Source organism: Xanthomonas prunicola (assembly GCF_002846205.1).
Taxonomy (GTDB): Bacteria; Pseudomonadota; Gammaproteobacteria; order Xanthomonadales; family Xanthomonadaceae; genus Xanthomonas; species Xanthomonas prunicola.
In genome coordinates, this window is sequence record NZ_PHKV01000004.1 from 187364 (window position 1) to 206664 (window position 19301).

Sequence of the window (19301 nt, forward strand, 5' to 3'; positions counted from 1 at the left end):
AGCACCGCGTTCCAAAGCGCGCCGATCACCACAGCGCATCGCGCAGCCGATACCAGCTCATCGCGGCCACCAGCAGCGGAGTGCGCAGCCGCTGCCCGCCCGGGAACGGACGGTGCGGGATGCGTTCGAACACGTCCAGGCGCTGGCTCTGGCCGGCGATGGCCTCGGCGATGACATGGCCGGCCAGGCCGGTGGCAGCCACGCCATGCCCTGAGAAGCCCTGCGCGAAGTACAGGTTTGGCGCCAGCCGGCCCCAATGCGGTGCACGGTTGCGCGAGATGTCTACGTAGCCGCCCCACAGCGTTTCCAGCGGTACATCGTGCAGCTGCGGAAATACCGTGTGCATGCGCTGGGTCATCAGGCGCTGCAGGCCCGCGGGCGGGCGCGAGGAGTAGCTGGCACGCCCGCCGAACAGCAGGCGGTGGTCGGCACTGAGCCGGTAGTAATCCAGTGCCCAGTTGGTATCGGCCACCGCCATGTCGTTGGCGATCAGTGCGCGCGCGCGCGCTTGGCCCAGCGGCGGTGTCGCACCGACATAGGTACCGACCGGCATGATGCGGTGCTCCAGCGTCGGGGCGATGCCGTGCAGCAGGGCATTGCCGGCGATCACCCCGAAGTCGGCGGTGACGCTGCCGTGGGCGGTGTGCATGACCACGCGTGCGCCTGGCTGCTGCCTGGTGACCGCTGAGTCTTCATAGATGCGCACGCCGGCGGCCAGCGCGGCCCGTACCAGGCCCAGCGCATAGGCCAGCGGATGCAGATGGCCGCTGGCAGGGTCGAACATCGCGCCCAGATACAGCGGGCTGTCCAGCACCTGGCGGGTACGGGCGCGGTCCCACCATTCCAGCGGGTAGGCGTAGCGTTCGGCCATGCGCACGATGCCGTGCTGCAGCGCCTGCGCCTGACGTGGTTTCAGCGGAACATGCGCATGGCCGTCGCGCCAGTCGCAGGCGATGGCATGGCGGGCGATGCGCGCACGCAGCAGACGCATGCCGTCCCGGGAGAAATCGAACAGCAGGCGTGCATCGTCGTTGCCGACCAGCGCTTCCAGCGTCTCCTGCTCGCAACCGTAGCCAACGATGGCCTGGCCGCCATTGCGCCCGGACGCGCCCCAGCCCACGCGCCGGGCTTCCAGCACGATGACGGTGTAACCGGCCTCGGCCAGCGCCAGCGCGGCGGTCAGGCCGGTATAGCCGCCGCCGAGAATGCAGACATCGGCATGTACGGCGCCTTGCAGGCGTGGCTGCGGGGGCAGGGCCGGCGTGCTGCGCGCGTACCAGCTGTCCGGATAGCCGGTGCCCGGTGGCTCACTGTGCGGCAGGGGCGCGTGCGGGCGAGCCATCACACGGTGCGCAGGTACCGCGCGTAATCCAGGTCGGGCACCTGCGCCTGGTAGTCGAGCAACTCGCGTTGTTTTTGCTGGCCGAACACATGCTGGAATTGCGTGCCGAGCTGCTCGCCGATGAAGTCGCTGCCAAGAAACGCATCCACCGCGGCTTGCCAGGTGCGCGGGGTGAATACCGACTGCGCGTACGCATTGCCGCTGATGGGCGCAGTGGGTTCGGCCGGCTTGCGCAGGCCGTCCAGCATCGCGGCAAGCACGGCTGCAGCCGCCAGATACGGATTGGCATCGGCGCCGGCAATGCGGTGCTCGATACGGGTGTTGTGTGCATCGCTATGCGGGATGCGCAGTGCCACCGTGCGGTTGTTGAAGCCCCAGCTTGCATCCAGCGGCACGAAGGCATTGCTGACGAAGCGCCGATAGCTGTTGGCATGCGGGGCAAACAACAGCAGTGAGGCATCCGCATGCCGCTGCAGCCCGGCAATGGCGTGGCGCAGCGGGTCTGCAGGCGTATTGGCAGCGCTGGCCAGCACGTTGTGCCCGGCGTCATCGAGCAGGCTCACATGCAGATGCAACCCGCTGCCGGCCTGGCCGGGGAATGGCTTGGCCATGAAACTGGCAAGCGTGCCCTGCTGCTGCGCGATCGCCTTGATGGTGCGCTTGAGCAGGATCGCCTCATCGCAGGCGGCGACCGCGTCGGGGCGATGTTGCAGATTGATTTCGAACTGGCCGGGCGCGTACTCGGCGACGGCGGTGTCGGCCGGAATGCCTTGCTGCCTGCAGGCCGCGGTGACTGCGTCGGTGAAGCCGCGCTGGTCGTCCAGATCCTGTAGCGAATACACCTGGGTACTGTCGTTGCGTTCGCCGGTGAGCGGGTCGCGCGGGGTTTGCGGCCGCCCCTGCGCATCGGCCACCGCATCGAACAGATAGAACTCCAGCTCCATTGCGATCACCGGGGTCAGGCCGAGCGCGCCAAATCCCTGCAACACGCGCTGCAACACCGCACGCGGGGCGACCTCGAACAGCCCACCTTCGGGGGTATGCATCGCCATCAGCAGCTGCGCCATCGGCCGTGGCGCCCACGGCACCGGGCGCAGCGAACCTTCGATCGGCCGGCAGATGCGGTCGGCATCGCCAATGGCATAGCCAAGCCCGGTTTCTTCCACGGTGTTGCCGGTGATGTCGGTTGCAATGAGCGACATCGGCAGGCACACGCCATCGCGATAGACCTTGCTCAGTGCATCGGCGGTCACGCGCTTGCCGCGCAGCACGCCGTTAGTGTCGGGCAATAACAGATCGACTGCTTCGCAACCGGCGATGCGCGCCAAGGTGCCGGCATCGGCAGCGGGCAGGGACGCGATGGAGTTCTCGGAAGCCATGGGCACACCTGCGTAGTCGCCGCGCAGAGTAGCAAAGCGCACGTGAGCAATCGCAAGCGCAGCGGCGCGCTTGGCAATGCCGGCGATGGCGCGGTAAGTTCGACCGTGTCGACGTTCCACCCAACGCATTGGATTTTCGCGTATGGCTGTCGTTCCGCTGGTCGGCCTGCCGACTGATCGCATCCTGCAAGGGGCGCACCCGTTCCTGGCCGCCGGCGAGAAGTACATCCGCGCGGTGGCCGAGGCCGCCGGTGCGATGCCGGTGCTGTTGCCCAGCCTGCAGCCGGCATTGGAGGCAAGCACGTGGCTGGAGCGCTTGGACGGGCTGCTGCTGACCGGTGCGGTCAGCAATGTGGAGCCGCATCACTACTGCGATGAGCCCAGTTGGGAAGGCAACCCGCACGATCCGGCGCGCGATGCCACCACCCTTGGGCTGATCCCGCAGGCGCTGGCACGCGGATTGCCGGTGCTGGCGATCTGCCGCGGCTTGCAGGAGGTTAACGTGGCGCTGGGCGGGCGACTGCATCAGCGCGTGCATGACGTCCCCGGTCTGGCCGACCACCGCGAGGATCCCAGGGCACCCTTGGACACGCAATACGGCCCGGCGCACGCGGTGCACCTGCATGCCGGTGGCTGGTTGGCCGGCATGAACGGCAGCGCAGAGGTGTGGGTGAATTCGCTGCATGGGCAAGGCATTGCCCTGCTGGCCGAGGGGCTGTTGATCGAAGCCACCGCGCCGGATGGTTTGATCGAAGCCTTCCGTGGCCCTGGCCCGGGCTTTCTGCTGGCAGTGCAGTGGCATCCGGAATGGCGTGTCACACAGCATCCGTTCTACCGTGCCATCTTTCAGGCCTTCGGCGAGGCCTGTCGCCAATACGCCGCGCAACGCGGCAAGTGAGGTTGCATGTCCATCCGTACACGTTCGCGCAAAACGACGCCCAAGCAGCCGGAGAGTGCGCTGCGCCGCTGGCTCAAGGAGCGCAGCATTACCGAGGTGGAATGCCTGGTGCCGGATATCACCGGCAACGCACGCGGCAAGATCATTCCTGCCGACAAGTTCTCGCATGACTACGGTACGCGCCTGCCCGAAGGCATCTTCGCCACCACCGTTACCGGCGATTTTCCGGATGACTATTACGAACTGACCTCACCTTCGGATTCGGACATGCATCTGCGTCCGGATGCCAGCACCGTGCGCATGGTGCCGTGGGCGGCAGACCCCACGGCGCAGGTCATCCACGACTGCTATACCAAGGATGGCGAGCCGCACGAACTTGCCCCGCGCAATGTGCTGCGCCGCGTGCTGGATGCCTATGCACAGGTCAAGTTGCAACCGGTGGTGGCGCCGGAACTGGAATTCTTTCTGGTGCAGAAGAACACCGACCCCGACTTTCCGTTATTGCCGCCGGCAGGACGCTCGGGTCGCCCGGAAACTGCGCGGCAGTCGTATTCGATCGATGCGGTCAACGAGTTCGACCCGATCCTGGACCTGATGTACGACTACTGCGATGCGATGGAACTGGACGTGGATACCCTGATCCACGAATCCGGTGCCGCGCAGCTGGAAGTCAACTTCACCCATGCCGATCCGCTGTCGCGTGCGGACCAGGTCTTCCTGTTCAAACGCACCATGCGCGAGGCTGCGCTGCGACATGGCGTGTACGCCACATTCCTGGCCAAGCCGATGGAAACCGAGCCCGGCAGTGCGATGCATATTCACCAGAGCCTGCTGCATGCCGTCACCGGCAAGAACGTGTTCAGCGGCAAACGCGAGGGCGGCTTCAGCGATACCTTCGCGCATTATCTGGGCGGGTTGCAGAAATACATTCCGATGGCGATGGGGCTGCTGGCCCCGAACGTCAATTCATATCGTCGACTGATGTTCGGTGAGGTGTCGCCGAGCAATGTGCTGTGGGGTTTCGACAACCGTACGTGCGGGCTGCGGGTGCCGATCGATGCGCCGCAGAACATGCGGGTGGAAAGTCGCTTCGCCGGCTCCGATGCGAACCCGTATCTGGCGATGGCGGCAACGCTGGCCTGCGGATTGTTGGGAATTCGCGAAAAGCTCGAACCGACCGCGCCGATCAGCAGCAATGGCAAGCAGCAAGGCTACGATTTGCCGCGCTCGCTGGGCGAAGCGTTGGATGAGCTGGAAGGCTGCGAGGCCTTGCAGGAGATGTTGGGGCAGCGCTTTGTGCGGGCCTATATCTCGGTGAAGCGGAAGGAGTACGAGACCTTCTTTCGGGTGATCAGTTCGTGGGAGCGGGAGTTCTTGTTGTTGAATGTGTGAGGCGTTCTTGCGCCGCGCCGTGAGTGCAGTTGCCTTCTTCCGCAGGGAGAAGGTGCCAGAAGGGCGGATGTGGGTACGGCGTTGGCAAGGCTGGCTTCCCCACCAAGCCCACGTTTCGTGCACGCAGCAGACCGCGGATGTCACGCGTCATGCCATCCACGAGGCAGCAACACGGCCCGGGTATGCTTGTAACTCCTCACGCGCGGAGTAGGTCGTGGATCCATCTGTGCTCAGCGCGTTGCAGCAGCTCGACGCCGCCCATCACCTGCATCCGTTCAACGACAACGCGGCATTGGCGCAGAAGGGTACACGCATTCTGACCCGTGGTGAGGGTGTGTACGTGTGGGATGCCGATGGCAACCAGTTGCTCGATGCGTTCGCTGGCCTGTGGTGCGTCAATGTGGGCTATGGGCGCAAGGAACTGGCGCAGGCCGCGGCGCGGCAGATGGAGCAGCTGGCCTACTACAACAGCTTCTTTCAATGCACCACCGAACCCACCATACAGTTGGCCGCCAAGCTGGCGGAGTTGGCCCCCGGCGATCTGAATCACGCGTTCTTCGCCAATTCCGGGTCGGAGGCCAACGACACCATCGTGCGCTTGGTGCGGCATTTCTGGGCGGTGCAGGGGCAGCCGCAAAAACGCATCTTCATTGGCCGCCATGATGGCTATCACGGCACCACCATGGCCGGGGCCAGCCTGGGTGGCATGAAGGGGATGCATCAGCAGGGCGGGTTGCCGATTGCCGATATCCACCACATCGCACCGCCGTATCACTTCGGCGATGGCGGCGAGATGGATCCGGAGCACTACGGGCTGCTTGCGGCGCGTCGTCTGGAGGACAAGATTGTCGAACTCGGGCCGGGGAATGTGGCCGCGTTTATCGGTGAGCCGATCATGGGCGCGATCGGCGTGTATCTCCCGCCGCGCAGTTACTGGCCGGAAATCGAGCGGATCTGCCGGCACTACGACGTGCTGCTGGTCGCCGATGAAGTGATCTGCGGGTTCGGGCGTACCGGGGAGTGGTTCGGTGCGGACTATTTCGGTTTCCAGCCCGACGTGATGACGCTGGCCAAAGGCATCACCTCCGGCTACATCCCGCTGGCGGCAGCGATGTTCAATGACCGCGTAGCCGGTGTGCTCAAGACCCAAGGTGGCGAACTGGCCCACGGTGGCACGTACGCCGGGCATCCAGTGTGCGCAGCGGTGGCGTTGGAGAACCTGCGCCTGTTACAGGACGAAGGCATTGTCGAGACCGCGCGCACGCAGGTTGCGCCGTACCTAGCGCAGCGCTGGGCTGCGCTGGGCGAGCACCGGCTGGTCGGCGAGGCGCGCATTGCCGGGCTGGTCGGCGCACTGGAACTGGTGCCGGACAAGCAGCGCCGCGGCGTGTATTTCCCGGGGCGCGGGCGGATCGGGGCGATGTGCCGCGATTTCGCACTGCGGCGGGGTCTGATCCTGCGCGCGACCTACGATGCCATGCTGCTGTCGCCGCCGTTGATCATCACCCGCACGCAGGTCGATGAGCTCTTCGAGAAGGCCTGGTCTGCGCTGGACGACACGGCGCAGGCGCTGGGCAGATAGCGCGACGCGCACGCACCACCAGCACTGCTGGGGAATGCAAGAGAGCGGTGACGCCCGTACGCGAGCATCGGCGCCGCTCATCACCTGCCGCGCTCGCCAAGCGGCGATGTCCTGCTGTGCCAGCCCCGGCTGCGCTGGGCAAACCAGGCCGCGGTGCGTAGGCTGGGGCAAGGCCGGCTTCGCCACCGGCCGCCCACATCGCGCTGCCCCGGAGACCCACATGACGCTGCGACTGCTCGCCCTGACGCTGTCCATCACCCTGTTGTCCGGCTGTGGTGGCAGTGGCGCGCCCGGCAAGACCGATGCGCAGGCCAAGGTGCTCAACGTTTACAACTACTCCGATTACATTGCCGAAGACACCATTCCCACGTTCGAAAAGAGCACCGGCATCAAGGTGACCTATGACGTGTTTGACAGCGACGAGATGGTGGAAACCAAGTTGCTGGCCGGCGGCAGCGATTACGACGTGGTGGTGCCCACGCTGAACTTCTTCGGCCGGCAGATTCAGGCCGGTGTGTTCCTGCCATTGGACAAGAGCAAGATCCCGAATCTGGCCAATCTGGACCCGGATGTCATGCGCCGCATCGCCGCGCAGGACCCCAACAATGCGTATGGGGTGCCGTACATGATCGGCACCACCGGCATCGGCTACAACGTCGACAAGCTCAAGGCGATCTTCGGCAGCACCGATGTCGCCAACAGCTGGGATCTGGTGTTCAAGCCGGAGAATCTGTCCAAGCTCAAGGATTGCGGCGTGACCATTCTGGACACGCCCTCGGACATGATTCCGATCGCGTTGAATTATCTGGGGCTGGATCCGCACAGCACCGTGCCGGCCGAGATCGAAAAGGCTGCCGCGCTGATCAAGACCATTCGCCCGTATGTGCAGAACTTCCACTCCAGCCAGTACGTGACCTCGCTCGCCAACGGCAATACCTGCCTGGCGGTGGGCTGGTCGGGCGACATCATCCAGGCGCGCGACCGCGCAGTGGAAGCCGGCAACAACATCAAGGTGGCGTATGCCATTCCGAAGGAGGGTGCGCCGCAGTGGTTCGACATGCTGGCCATTCCCAAGGACGCCAAGCATCCGGACAACGCTTACGCCTTCATCAATTATCTGTTGAAGCCGGACGTGGCGGCGGCCAATACCAACTTCATCCATTACGCCAACCCCGTGCGCACTGCCACGCCGCTGGTGGATGCGGCAATCCGCAACGACCCCACCATCTATCCGCCGCCGGACGTGACCGCCAGGATGTTCACCTACGCCATCAATCCGCCTGAGGTGGACCGGCTGTATACGCGGTTGTGGACCGAGATCAAGACCGGTCGTTGAGTTGCCGTGTGCGGAAGCGCGAGATAGAGCGCTGCGTAGCGAGGCGCTCGTCCGGCATTCCCCTCTAACAGAGCAGGCATACGTCGCCGTGAAGTTCATCCCTGCGGCCGCTTTCATCAGGTGCCCATCAGTCCAGGCGCCACCTGACCGGCTCATCACGTAATCTGTACTGGGCGGTACAAATATTGTATGGTTGCGCCGCCGTTGCTGAAGCCGCCGATGAGGCCGCTGCATGGCGTGTCTCGCCCATCACACAGGACGCATCCTTTGAGCAATCACGACCATCAGTCCAACGACGGCCAGTCTTCGGCCACGGATGCGCAGGGCGCAGGCGCGCGCGACGAACAGGAGTCGCCCAAGCCCTCGCCGTTGAAGAACCCCAGGGTGAAGTGGACGCTGATTCTGGTCGGGCTGCTGGTGCTGATCTTGCTGGTGGTGTGGCTGGCCTATTACCTGATCAAGGGCCGCTACATGCAGGACACCAATAACGCCTATCTGCAGGCCGATTCGGTGGCCGTGGCGCCGCGTGTCAGCGGTTACGTGACCAAGGTGCTGGTGAGCGACAACCAGATCGTGGAGGCCGGCCAGCCGTTGCTGCAGATCGACGACCGTACCTATCAGGCCACCCTGCAGCAGGCCGAAGCCGCCATTGCTGCACGCCAGGCCGATATCGTCGCTGCCACCGCCAATGTCTCCGCGCAGGAATCGGCACTGTTGCAGGCGCGTACCCAGGTCACCGCAGCTGCTGCCAGCCTCAGGTTCGCCCAGGCGGAAGTGAAGCGCTTTGCGCCATTGGCCGCCTCCGGCGCCGACACCCATGAACATCAGGAAAGCCTGCAGCACGATCTGGCCCGCGCACGCGCCCAGTACGACGCCGCGCAGGCGCAGGCCAAGGCCGGCGAAAGCCAGATTCAGGCCAGCCGCGCGCAGCTGGAACAAGCGCAGGCCGGCGTGAAGCAGGCAACCGCCGATGCCGATCAGGCGCGTGTGGCTGTGGAAGACACCCGGTTGACCAGTCGCATCCACGGCCGGGTCGGCGACAAGACTGTGCAGGTGGGCCAGTTCCTTGGCGCTGGCACCCGCACCATGACCATCGTGCCGCAGGAATCGCTGTATCTGGTCGCCAATTTCAAGGAAACCCAGGTTGGACTGATGCGTCCCGGCCAGCCGGCCGAGATCGAGGTCGATGCGTTGTCCGGGGTGAAGCTGCACGGCAAGGTGGAAAGCCTGTCGCCGGGTACCGGCTCGCAGTTCGCCTTGCTGCCACCGGAAAACGCCACCGGCAACTTCACCAAGGTGGTGCAGCGCGTGCCGGTGCGCATCCGCGTGCTGGCCGGTGACGAGGCGCGCAAGGTGCTCGTGCCGGGCATGTCGGTGGAAGTCACCGTCGACACGCGCTCGGCCAAGGACGCCAAGCAGCGTGCCGAAGCAGAATCCGATCGCGTGCAGGAGCAGGAGCGCGCGCGATGAATGCAACGGCAGCCACCGGCCCGCGTGCCGGCGGCAGCGCACAACGCGAGAAGGCCGAGCCGGGCGCCTGGCTGGCCGTGCTGGCCGGCACCATCGGCTCGTTCATGGCGACGCTGGATATCTCCATCGTCAACGCCGCGCTGCCCACCATTCAGGGCGAAGTCGGCGCCAGCGGCACCGAAGGCACCTGGATTTCCACTGCCTACCTGGTGGCCGAGATCATCATGATCCCGCTGACCGGCTGGTTCGTGCGCACGCTGGGCCTGCGCAACTTCCTGCTGATCTGCGCGGTGATGTTCACCGCGTTTTCGGTGGTGTGCGGGCTGTCGACCTCGTTGAGCATGATGATCATCGGCCGGGTCGGGCAGGGCCTGGCCGGTGGTGCGCTGATCCCCACCGCGCTGACCATCGTTGCGACCCGGCTGCCGCCGAGTCAGCAAACCATGGGCACCGCCCTGTTCGGCATGACCGTGATCATGGGCCCGGTGATCGGCCCGCTGCTCGGTGGCTGGCTCACCGAAAACGTCAGCTGGCACTACGCGTTCTTCATCAACGTGCCGATCTGTGTCGGCCTGGTGGCGCTGCTGCTGCTCGGCCTCAAGCATGAGAAAGGCGATTGGGCAGGCCTGCTCAATGCCGACTGGCTGGGAATTTACGGGCTGACCGCTGGTTTGGGCGGGCTGACCGTGGTGCTGGAAGAAGGCCAGCGCGAGCGTTGGTTCGAGTCCAGCGAGATCAATACACTGAGCCTGATTGCGTTGAGCGGTTTCGTCGCCTTGGTGATCAGCCAGTTCCGGCGCCGGCCTCCGGTGATCCGCCTGTCGCTGCTGGTGCATCGCAGCTTCGGTGCGGTCTTCATCATGGTGATGGCGGTGGGCATGATCCTGTTCGGCGTCATGTACATGATTCCGCAGTTCCTGGCGGTGATCTCTGGCTACAACACCGAGCAGGCCGGATATGTGCTGCTGTTGTCCGGGCTGCCGACCGTGCTGCTGATGCCGATGATGCCCAAGCTGTTGGAAACGGTGGACGTGCGCATCCTGGTGATTGCGGGGCTGATCTGTTTTGCCGCTGCCTGCTTCGTCAATCTGACCTTGACCGCCGACACCGTGGGCACGCATTTTGTCGCCGGGCAGTTGCTGCAGGGCTGTGGCCTGGCGCTGGCGATGATGTCGCTCAATCAGGCGGCGATTTCGTCGGTGCCGCCGGAACTGGCGGGCGATGCCTCGGGCCTGTTCAACGCCGGCCGCAACCTGGGCGGCTCGGTCGGTCTGGCGCTGATCTCTACCTTTCAGGAGCGCCGCATGACGTTCCATACCGAAACCATCGGCAGCGCCGTCACTGCCAATTCGTCGCGTGCGCAGGATTTTCTGGCTGGGATCACTGCACAGATGCAGGCCAGCGCTGGCGGCGAGGCGGCTATTCGCTCGGTCGCACAGCTGGCCCGGCTGGTGCAACAGCAGGCTCTGGTGATGACCTATAGCGATCTGTTCTGGATCTTCGGCGTGATCGTGGTCTGCACGATTCCGCTGGCTTTTTTGCTCAAGCCGTTACCCAAGGGGGCGCACCTTGCAATGCACTGAGTCCATGCGCCTGATCCGCATGCCACTGGCTGTGGCGTTGAGCACGCTGATGCTCGGCGGCTGTATGCTCGGCCCCAACTACACCAAGCCGCCGGCCGTGGCCGATGCGGCGATACAGGCGCCGGCCCTGCTGCGTGCCAGTGGTGCGGACGTCGTGGCAGCTGCACCGTTGAACCACTGGTGGGAGGAGCTGCACGACCCGACCCTCACCCAGTTGGTCACCCAGGCATTAGCCGATAGCCCCAACCTGCGCGCCGCGCAGGCGCGGTTGCGCGCCAACCGCGCGCTGGCACAGCAACGCCGCGCGGAGCGCCTGCCCAAGCTCAATGCCAGCGCGCTGTATGCCTACGCCGAGCCCCCGCAGGCCATTGTCGATACGTTGGGTGGGCTGCAGCAGCAAGGCCAGGCCGGTCAGCCGCCGGCGACCGGCAACCAAGCGCTGGATCTGGACAAGGCCCAGATCTACAGCGCCGGTTTCGATGCGAGTTGGGAGCTGGATTTCTTCGGCCGCCGCCGCCGCGCCGCCGAAGGTGCGCTCGCACAGGCGCAGGCCTCCGAAGCCGAGCTGGCCGATGCGCAAGTGCAGCTGGCTGCCGAAGTAGGGCAGGTCTACCTCAACTACCGCGGTTTGCAGGCGCGCCTGGCGATTGCCGATGCCAACCTGGGCAAGATTCGCCAGACGTTGCAGTTGGTGCAGCAACGGCGTGGACAGGGCGCCGCGTCGGACCTGCAGGTCGAGCAGATCGCCACCCAGGTGCAGCAGCAGCAGGCGCAACGTCTTCCGCTTGAAATGCAATCGCAGGAAGCGCTGGACCAGCTGGCGTTGATGGTCGGGCGCGAGCCCGGCGCACTGGATGCGCAGCTGTCCACGCCGCAGCCGCTGCCGATGTTGCCCAGCGAGGTGCGCGTGGACGATGCCGGCGCGTTGATCCGCCGACGCCCGGACGTGCGCAAGGCCGAGCGCGAGCTGGCCGCGTCCAGTGCGCAGATCGGCGAGGCCTTGAACGGCTATTTCCCGCAGGTGAGTCTGCTGGGCGGGCTGAGTTGGGTCGCCGGTTCGCCGAGCGATTTCAATTCCGATGCGCTGACGACATTGGCTGTGCCGATGCTGCGCTGGTCGATCTTCGATTTCGGCAAGACCCGCGCGCAGGTGGAACAGGCACGCGCCGGCAATGCCGGTCGGGAAGCGGCGTATGAAGGTACGGTCTTGGCTGCGCTGCAGGATGCCAATTCGGCGTTGGCGCGCTTCGGTTCGGCACGCAAGCAATTGGTGGTCGCGCGCCAGGCCGAAGCCTCGGCGACGCGGTCGGCCGGGTTGATGCAGCAACGTCGCGATGCCGGCGCCACCTCATCCATCGATCTGCTGGATGTACAGCGCCAGCAGTTGTCGGCGCAGGACGCCGCCGCGCAGGCGCAGGTGCAATTGCTGGTCAACTACGTCGCCCTGCAGAAGAGTCTGGGTCTGGGTTGGAGTGGACAGGCGCAGCAGGCGCGCTGAGTGCCGCTGGCAAAGCGCCTGCGCAGCTGCCAGGCGCGCGTGGCCGGGGCGCGGCGGGTTCAAGCGCGCCGCCGCGGTCGAGCTTTGCCATGATGGTGGTCGGTCGCCGTTATGGCGGCCTGCATTGGGAAGAGTGAGAGGTTCGATGGTATCCCCCGAGACCGCGCCACAGCCGCACGTTGCCCCTGACGACAGCGGTTATCTGAGCATCAATGAGCTCCGCAAGGAGTTCGACGGATTCGTTGCGGTCGACGATGTCAGCCTGCAGATCCGCAAGGGCGAAATTTTCGCGCTGCTGGGCGGCTCGGGCAGTGGCAAATCCACACTGCTGCGCTGCCTTGCGGGGTTCGAGCGCCCGACTAAAGGGCGCATCGTCTTGGATGGTCAGCCCATCGAGGCGCTGCCGCCGTACGAACGCCCGATCAACATGATGTTCCAGTCGTATGCGCTGTTTCCGCATATGAGCGTGGAGCAGAACATCGCCTTCGGGTTGAAGCAGGAAGCCTTGCCGAAGACTGCGATCGCCACCCGTGTCGGCGAGATGCTCGAGTTGGTGCAGCTTGGCGCGCTGGCCAAACGCAAGCCGCATCAGCTTTCCGGCGGGCAGCAGCAACGCGTGGCCCTGGCGCGCTCGCTGGCCAAGCGCCCCAAGCTGTTGTTGCTGGACGAACCGATGGGCGCGCTGGATAAAAAACTGCGCTCGCAAATGCAGCTGGAGCTGGTCAACATCATCGAAACCTCGGGGGTCACCTGCGTCATGGTCACCCACGATCAGGAAGAGGCGATGACGATGGCCACCCGCATCGCGCTGATGGACCAGGGCTGGATTCAGCAGGTCGGCACGCCCGATGAAATCTACGAGCAACCGGCCAATCGCTTCGCGGCCGAGTTTATCGGTTCGGTCAATCTGATCGAGGCGGTCATCGCCGACGACGCGCCCGATTACGTCACCTTGAAGACGTCTGCATTCCACGCCTGCATCCGCATCGGTCACGGCATCACCGGCTTCGAAGGGCAGGCGGTAGCGTTCGCGCTGCGCCCGGAAAAGCTCGCCATCGGCAAGGACGAGCCAACGCAGGCATGCAACAAGGCGCAGGGCGTGATCGAAGACATCGCTTATTTCGGCAGCCATTCGGTGTATCACGTGCGCTTGCCGAGTGGGGTCAAGCTGATGGCCAACTTCGCAAATCGCCAACGCTGGGCCAGCGAAGCGCTGACCTGGGGCGACACCGTGTGGGTGGGCTGGGGCGAAGACGACGGCGTGGTGCTCACCGCATGATGCGGCGCCTGCTCCGCGCGGCAATGCCGGGCGCGCGCTGGTGCGTCATTGCCGCACCGTATCTGTGGCTGCTGGTGTTCTTTGCGATTCCGTTTTTGATCGTGCTGAAAATTTCTTTCGCCGAGCGCGCCACCGCCATGCCGCCGTATACGCCGCTGTTCGCGTATGCGGCCGATGGCGCAGTCAGCGTCAAGCTGCATCTGGGCAATTACCTGGCACTGCTGCGTGACAGCCAGTACGTGGCCGCTTACCTGAGTTCGCTCGAGATCGCGGCTATTTCTACCGCGATTGCGCTGTTGATCGGCTACCCAATGGCTTACGTGATCGCGCGGCTGCCATTGGCAACCCGCAACGTGGCAATGATGCTGGTGGTGCTGCCATCGTGGACCTCGTTCCTGATCCGCGTGTACGCGTGGATCGGCATACTCGATGGCAATGGCGTGTTCAATCAGGCACTGCTGGCGCTGGGCGTGATCAAGCAGCCGTTGCAGTTGCTGTACACGCCAATCGCCGCCTACATCGGCATCGTGTACTGCTATTTGCCGTTCATGGTGTTGCCGCTGTACGCCAACCTGGTCAAGCATGACAACCGCCTGCTCGAAGCGGCCTACGACCTGGGCGCGCGGCCGTGGCAGGCGTTTGTGCGTATCACCTTGCCGCTGTCGCGCAACGGCATCGTGGCCGGCTGCATGCTGGTGATGATCCCGGCGGTGGGCGAGTTCGTCATTCCGGAAATGCTGGGCGGGCCGAACACCTTGATGATCGGGCGCGTGCTGTGGGGCGAGTTCTTCAACAACCGCGACTGGCCGGTGGCAGCGGCCGTGGCGACGGTGATGTTGCTGCTGCTGTTGCTGCCGATCCTGATCTTCCACCGCTACCAGCAGCGTGAGCTGGAAGGGCGGCTGACATGATGCGCGCCTCTCGCGGTGGGCGCCTGCTCGGCGGCAGCGTACTCGCGCTGGGCTTCGGGTTCCTGTACCTGCCGATCCTGTTGCTGATGGTGTATTCGTTCAACGCCTCACGTCTGGCAACGGTGTGGGGCGGATTTTCGACCAGGTGGTACGGCGAATTGCTGAGCGACCGGCAATTGCTCGACGCAGCCTGGGTCAGCCTGGAAGTGGCGTTCTGGACGGCCTGCGCAGCGACAGTGCTGGGCATGATGGCCGCCATGGCGATGGTGCGCATGCGGCGTTTCCCCGGCAAAACCCTGTTCGGCGCATTGATTACCGCGCCATTGGTCATGCCCGAAGTCATCATCGGTTTGTCGATCCTGCTGTTGCTGGTGTCGATGGGCGGCGTACTCGGCATCGCGCCGCGCGGCGCCGTGGCGATCTGGGTGGCGCATGTCACCTTCACCGTATCGTTTGTGACCGTGGTGATCTCGTCGCGGCTGCAGGAGCTGGACCGCTCGCTGGAAGAAGCCGCGATGGATCTCGGTGCCACACCGGTGAAGGTATTTTTCCTGATCACCTTGCCGATCATCGCGCCGGCCTTGGCATCGGGCTGGCTGCTGGCATTTACGTTGTCGCTGGACGATGTCGTGATCGCCAGTTTCCTGGCCGGGCCAAGTTCCACCACCTTGCCGATCAAGGTGTTTTCCTCGGTGCGCCTGGGCATCAGCCCGAAGATCAACGCCCTCGCCACGGTGATGGTGCTGGCGGTGTCGATGGCCGCGGCGATCGGCTGGTGGTTGCTGGCGCGCAGCGAAAAACGCCGCTTGCGCGATGCGCAACTGGCGCAACAAGCCATTGCGTGAGCGCGCGCCAACGTTGACGTGGCCAAAGCACCACAGCAATCGGCGGCCAGAAAGACGCGGTGCCTAAGCGCCTACGTGCCGACGTGCGCGAATGCGGCAGGTCGATTCCGAACGCGTCCTGCACCTGCCGGCCGATGCGCGCAATAGTTCAATCGCCCGCGCTCACCTGGGTTGTGGCGTGTAACCGATGTTCCAGGGCTGCGGCTTGGTCAGGTAGCACTGAGAGTCGGCACTGATGTTGTAGCGATGCTGCTCGACTCTGGATTGTTCGTCTGCGCGGTTCCTGCCGTTGTGCTTGCCGTCGTCCCTGGACTTGCGCTTCTCTGGAAAGATCGTGACCGTGTTCGGCGACGAACGCGCGGTGATGAGTTGGCGGATCGCGGTGTCTGCGCAGGCGCGCAATGCCCCTTCCTCGCAGGGTTGCGCGGGATCGGGCATCAGGCTGGTGCAGTTCACGGTGACAAACCCGGCTGGACCGGGCCGCGGGCCACGCAAGAACTCCTGAAAGGTGGCACATCCAGCCAGGCATGCGCTGGTGCCAAGTACAACCAGAACAATGAGATGCCGGCGCATCGCGGTCATCTTCCATGAATGCATTTCCAATCACGCGATGCTAGGGCACTTTGCGCGGTTGAAACATGGGGCAGGGCAGTCCTGGTTGCGTTGTTCTGGAGCGGCATTTAGATGGCATGAAATTCGCGTTGCGCAATGAAGGTGCGGCATTGCGTCACGGCGCCGGCAAACACAGCGTTGCAGCGATTTCAGGCGGTTGTGACGCGGCTGCAACTTTCCGGCGACTAGCATGGCGGCCTTGTTATTGGAGAACCTCATGTCCTACGACACCGTCAACCCCGCTACCGGCCAGGTCGAGCACACCCAGCAGACGCTGGACGCCGCTGCCATCGAAGCGCGTCTGGCTGCATCCGCCAAGGCATTTCCGGCCTGGGCCGCGTTGCCGCTGGGCGAGCGTGGCGCATTGCTGCGCCGGGTCGGCGAAGAGCTGACCAAGCGACGTGAGGACCTGCAACGCATCATGACTGCCGAAATGGGTAAGCTGCGCCGCGAGGCGCTGGCTGAGGTCGACAAGTGCGCGCAGGCCTGCGCGTATTACGCCGACCATGCCGCCGAGTACCTGGCGCCGCGCGATATCCCTACCGAAGCGCAATCCAGCTATGTGCGTTATGAGCCGCTGGGCTGCGTCTTCGCGGTGATGCCGTGGAATTTTCCGTTGTGGCAGGCCTTCCGGTTTCTGGCACCAGGCCTGATGGCCGGCAACGTGTCGCTGCTCAAGCACGCCAGCAATGTGCCGCGCTGCGCCGATGCCATGAAGGAGGTGCTGGACGCCGCCGGGATTCCACCGGGCGTGTTCGATGTGCTGCATATCGATAACGACCAAGCTGCCGACGTGCTGCGCGACGACCGCATCGCCGCGGTGACGCTGACCGGCAGCGAACGTGCCGGCCGCTCGCTGGCCGCAAATGCGGGCGACCAACTGAAGAAGTGCGTGATGGAACTGGGTGGCAGCGATGCCTTCGTGGTGCTGGAAGACGCCGATCTGGACCACACCGTGCAAGCGGCCGTGCAGTCGCGCTTCGACAATAGCGGGCAGACCTGCATCGCCGCCAAGCGTTTCATTGTGGTGGACGCGATCGCCGACCAGTTCATTGAGCGCTTCGTCGCCGCGGCAGCCAAGCGTGTTCTCGGTGACCCGCAACAAGAGAGCACCACGCTGGCGCCGATGGCACGTGCCGACCTGCGCGACGAACTGCATAAGCAGGTGCAGGCCAGCGTGAAAAAGGGTGCCAAGCTCTTGCTGGGCGGCGAGCCCGTCGCCGGCTCGCATGCCGGCTATCCGGCAACGATTCTCGACAATGTCGCCCCTGGCATGCCGGCATACGACGAAGAATTCTTCGGCCCGGTCGCCTCGATTATTCGGGTTGCCGATGAAGTAGAAGCGGTGCGTGTCGCCAACGACACCACCTTCGGCCTGGGCGGCAGCGTGTGGACCGCCGACGCCAAGCGCGGCGAACGCGTCGCCCAGCAGTTGCAGTGCGGCGCGGCGTTCGTCAATTCTGTGGTCAAGAGCGATGTGCGGCTGCCGTTTGGCGGCATCAAGCGTTCAGGGTTCGGCCGCGAATTGGCAGAACACGGCATTCACGAATTTATGAATATCAAGACGATCTATGTGACTTGAGGACGGGTATTGGTGATTCGGGATTCGGGATTCGCAAAACCGGGATTCGCAACGGCCAGCGCGCTTCCTTGTCCCGTCGGGAGAACGTGCCCGAAGGGCGGATGAGGGGATGGGCGATACATGCGAGTTGGTGGTTGCTGAAACGAACGCCTGTGAGCGCAGTGTCTGGAACGGCGGCTTCAAAGCAAGCGCAAGAGCTTGTGCGCCTTTCGGCGCCAGTCACTTTTGTTTTGGCAAAAGTAACCATAACCCTATCGCCCGACGCGATCCGGTGCGATAACGCCGCACCGGTCCCCTGCGCTCATCGCCACACGCGGCACAGCGCCCAGACTCTCTACGCTCAGACAGGGCGCTTCTCCGGCCACGCGCGGCTCCGGTGCTCGGCTCGCTTCAGGGCGCGAGGACGCCAACAGCCAACCGCTGAAAGCGGCAAGGCAATACTTAGACGCTAGACGCTAGACGCTAGACGCTAGACGCTAGACGCGATGGCGCAAGGCATGAAACACAAGCTACAAACCAGCGGTCAACGATGCGGCGCTAACCACTTCCGCATCCCAACTCCCCAATCCCGGCCGCAACGCGGCTCTACAGCCATCGTGCACGCTTGAACAGGCGATACAGCACCACGCATGAGCCGACCACGCCGGCCACGAGTAGCGGATACGCATAGCGCTCGTCGAGCTCGGGCATGTGGGTGAAGTTCATCCCGTACCAGCTGGTGATGAGCGTAGGTGCGGCGAGCAGGGCGGCCCAGGCGCCGAGGCGTTTGACCGTTTCGCCTTGGGCCAGCGTCACCATCGACAGGTTCACGCTCAGTGCGGTGCCCAGCATCTCGCGCAAGGTGTCGATGGCGTCGTTGGTGCGCACGGCGTGATCGAGCACGTCGCGTAGATAGATGCCGACCTCGTCGTGGATCAGCGAGCCGGGATTGCGCTTGAGGTGCGACAGCACGTCCTGCAGGGGCGCCACCACCAGCCGCATCTTGTTGAGTTCGCGCTTGAGCTCATACAGGCGTACCACCGTCTCGCGCTTGTAGTTGTCGGCGAAGATGTCCTTTTCCAGGCCTTCCAGCGTGTCGCGGAATTCGTCCATGATCGGCAGGTAGTTGTCGACCACGAAATCGAGCACGCCGTACAGGCAGAACGAGGCGCCCATGCGCAGCATCGCCGGCTCGCGTTCGACCCGATGCCGCACGGGCGCATACGACAGCGACGCGCCGTGGCGCACGGTCAGCAGGAAGCGTGCACCCAAAAATGCATGCGTCTCGCCATAGCGGATGCGCTCGTTGACCAGCTGCGCCGTGTTGACCACCACGAACAGCGAATTACCGTAGCTCTCGGCCTTGGGGCGCTGGTGCGCCTTGAGCGCATCCTCGATCGCCAGGTCGTGTAGACCGAACTCGTCCTGCAGTTTGTGCAGCACCGATTCCTGCGGTTCGTAAAGGCCGACCCAGACAAAACCATCCGGGCGCTGCAGCACATCGCTGATCTGCTCCAGGCTGATGTCGTGGCGCTTGCCGTCGCCGTCGTAGTAGGCGCAGGTGATGACGCAGGACGGATTATCGGGGTGATGGCCGTGGCTGTTCATGGGCG

At 64.4% G+C, this 19301-nt stretch carries 15 protein-coding genes; 11 read left to right on the plus strand and 4 right to left on the minus strand.

The window, feature by feature from the left end:
* Positions 1–25: 25 nt before the first annotated feature.
* On the minus strand, positions 26–1345 hold the full coding sequence (locus XpruCFBP8353_RS14230; protein WP_207759643.1) for an NAD(P)/FAD-dependent oxidoreductase: 1320 nt from the start codon (positions 1343–1345) through the stop codon (positions 26–28).
* Positions 1342–2721, minus strand: coding sequence for a glutamine synthetase family protein (locus tag XpruCFBP8353_RS14235; RefSeq protein WP_101364006.1), 1380 nt, complete (start codon positions 2719–2721; stop codon positions 1342–1344). Before XpruCFBP8353_RS14235 ends, XpruCFBP8353_RS14230 begins: the two co-directional genes overlap by 4 nt.
* Positions 2722–2863: 142 nt before the next feature.
* On the opposite strand from XpruCFBP8353_RS14235, the gene XpruCFBP8353_RS14240 reads away from it, so the two are divergent.
* The 10 genes from XpruCFBP8353_RS14240 to XpruCFBP8353_RS14285 all read left to right on the plus strand — a co-directional run bounded on the left by XpruCFBP8353_RS14240 (position 2864) and on the right by XpruCFBP8353_RS14285 (position 15515).
* On the plus strand, positions 2864–3619 hold the full coding sequence (locus tag XpruCFBP8353_RS14240) for a gamma-glutamyl-gamma-aminobutyrate hydrolase family protein (protein WP_101363808.1): 756 nt from the start codon (positions 2864–2866) through the stop codon (positions 3617–3619).
* A gap of 6 nt (positions 3620–3625) precedes the next feature.
* Positions 3626–5011 carry a glutamine synthetase family protein gene (locus XpruCFBP8353_RS14245; RefSeq protein ID WP_101363809.1) on the plus strand — a complete coding sequence of 462 codons (1386 nt, stop codon included), beginning with the start codon at positions 3626–3628 and terminating at the stop codon, positions 5009–5011.
* 214 nt (positions 5012–5225) lie between these two features.
* Positions 5226–6593 (plus strand): aspartate aminotransferase family protein, encoded by a 1368-nt coding sequence (locus tag XpruCFBP8353_RS14250; protein ID WP_101363810.1) that lies wholly within the window; start codon positions 5226–5228, stop codon positions 6591–6593.
* A 220-nt stretch (positions 6594–6813) separates the two neighbouring features.
* Positions 6814–7929 carry a polyamine ABC transporter substrate-binding protein gene (locus tag XpruCFBP8353_RS14255; RefSeq protein ID WP_101363811.1) on the plus strand — a complete coding sequence of 372 codons (1116 nt, stop codon included), beginning with the start codon at positions 6814–6816 and terminating at the stop codon, positions 7927–7929.
* 267 nt (positions 7930–8196) lie between these two features.
* On the plus strand, positions 8197–9399 hold the full coding sequence (locus XpruCFBP8353_RS14260; protein WP_101363812.1) for an HlyD family secretion protein: 1203 nt from the start codon (positions 8197–8199) through the stop codon (positions 9397–9399).
* Positions 9396–10982: an MDR family MFS transporter gene (locus XpruCFBP8353_RS14265; RefSeq protein WP_101363813.1), complete on the plus strand. Its 1587-nt coding sequence runs from the start codon at positions 9396–9398 to the stop codon at positions 10980–10982. Before XpruCFBP8353_RS14260 ends, XpruCFBP8353_RS14265 begins: the two co-directional genes overlap by 4 nt.
* 4 nt (positions 10983–10986) lie before the next feature.
* Entirely contained in the window at positions 10987–12480 is a 1494-nt protein-coding gene (locus XpruCFBP8353_RS14270) for an efflux transporter outer membrane subunit (protein WP_162301055.1), read from the plus strand.
* A 145-nt stretch (positions 12481–12625) separates the two neighbouring features.
* A complete protein-coding gene (locus XpruCFBP8353_RS14275; protein WP_101363815.1) occupies positions 12626–13759 on the plus strand; it encodes an ABC transporter ATP-binding protein in 1134 nt (377 codons plus the stop codon).
* Positions 13759–14670, plus strand: coding sequence for an ABC transporter permease subunit (locus tag XpruCFBP8353_RS14280; protein ID WP_101363816.1), 912 nt, complete (start codon positions 13759–13761; stop codon positions 14668–14670). The genes XpruCFBP8353_RS14275 and XpruCFBP8353_RS14280 overlap by 1 nt, the downstream gene beginning before the upstream one ends.
* Positions 14667–15515: an ABC transporter permease subunit gene (locus XpruCFBP8353_RS14285; protein ID WP_101363817.1), complete on the plus strand. Its 849-nt coding sequence runs from the start codon at positions 14667–14669 to the stop codon at positions 15513–15515. The genes XpruCFBP8353_RS14280 and XpruCFBP8353_RS14285 overlap by 4 nt, the downstream gene beginning before the upstream one ends.
* A gap of 162 nt (positions 15516–15677) precedes the next feature.
* On the opposite strand, the gene XpruCFBP8353_RS14290 is transcribed toward XpruCFBP8353_RS14285, so the two are convergent.
* Positions 15678–16097 (minus strand): hypothetical protein, encoded by a 420-nt coding sequence (locus XpruCFBP8353_RS14290; protein ID WP_243391118.1) that lies wholly within the window; start codon positions 16095–16097, stop codon positions 15678–15680.
* A gap of 247 nt (positions 16098–16344) precedes the next feature.
* Here XpruCFBP8353_RS14290 and XpruCFBP8353_RS14295 point away from each other — a divergent pair, with 247 nt between their 5' ends.
* Entirely contained in the window at positions 16345–17709 is a 1365-nt protein-coding gene (locus tag XpruCFBP8353_RS14295; protein WP_101364008.1) for an NAD-dependent succinate-semialdehyde dehydrogenase, read from the plus strand.
* Between the two features lie 585 nt (positions 17710–18294).
* On the opposite strand, the gene XpruCFBP8353_RS14300 is transcribed toward XpruCFBP8353_RS14295, so the two are convergent.
* Positions 18295–19296, minus strand: coding sequence for a magnesium and cobalt transport protein CorA (locus XpruCFBP8353_RS14300; RefSeq protein WP_101363818.1), 1002 nt, complete (start codon positions 19294–19296; stop codon positions 18295–18297).
* Positions 19297–19301: the final 5 nt, after the last annotated feature.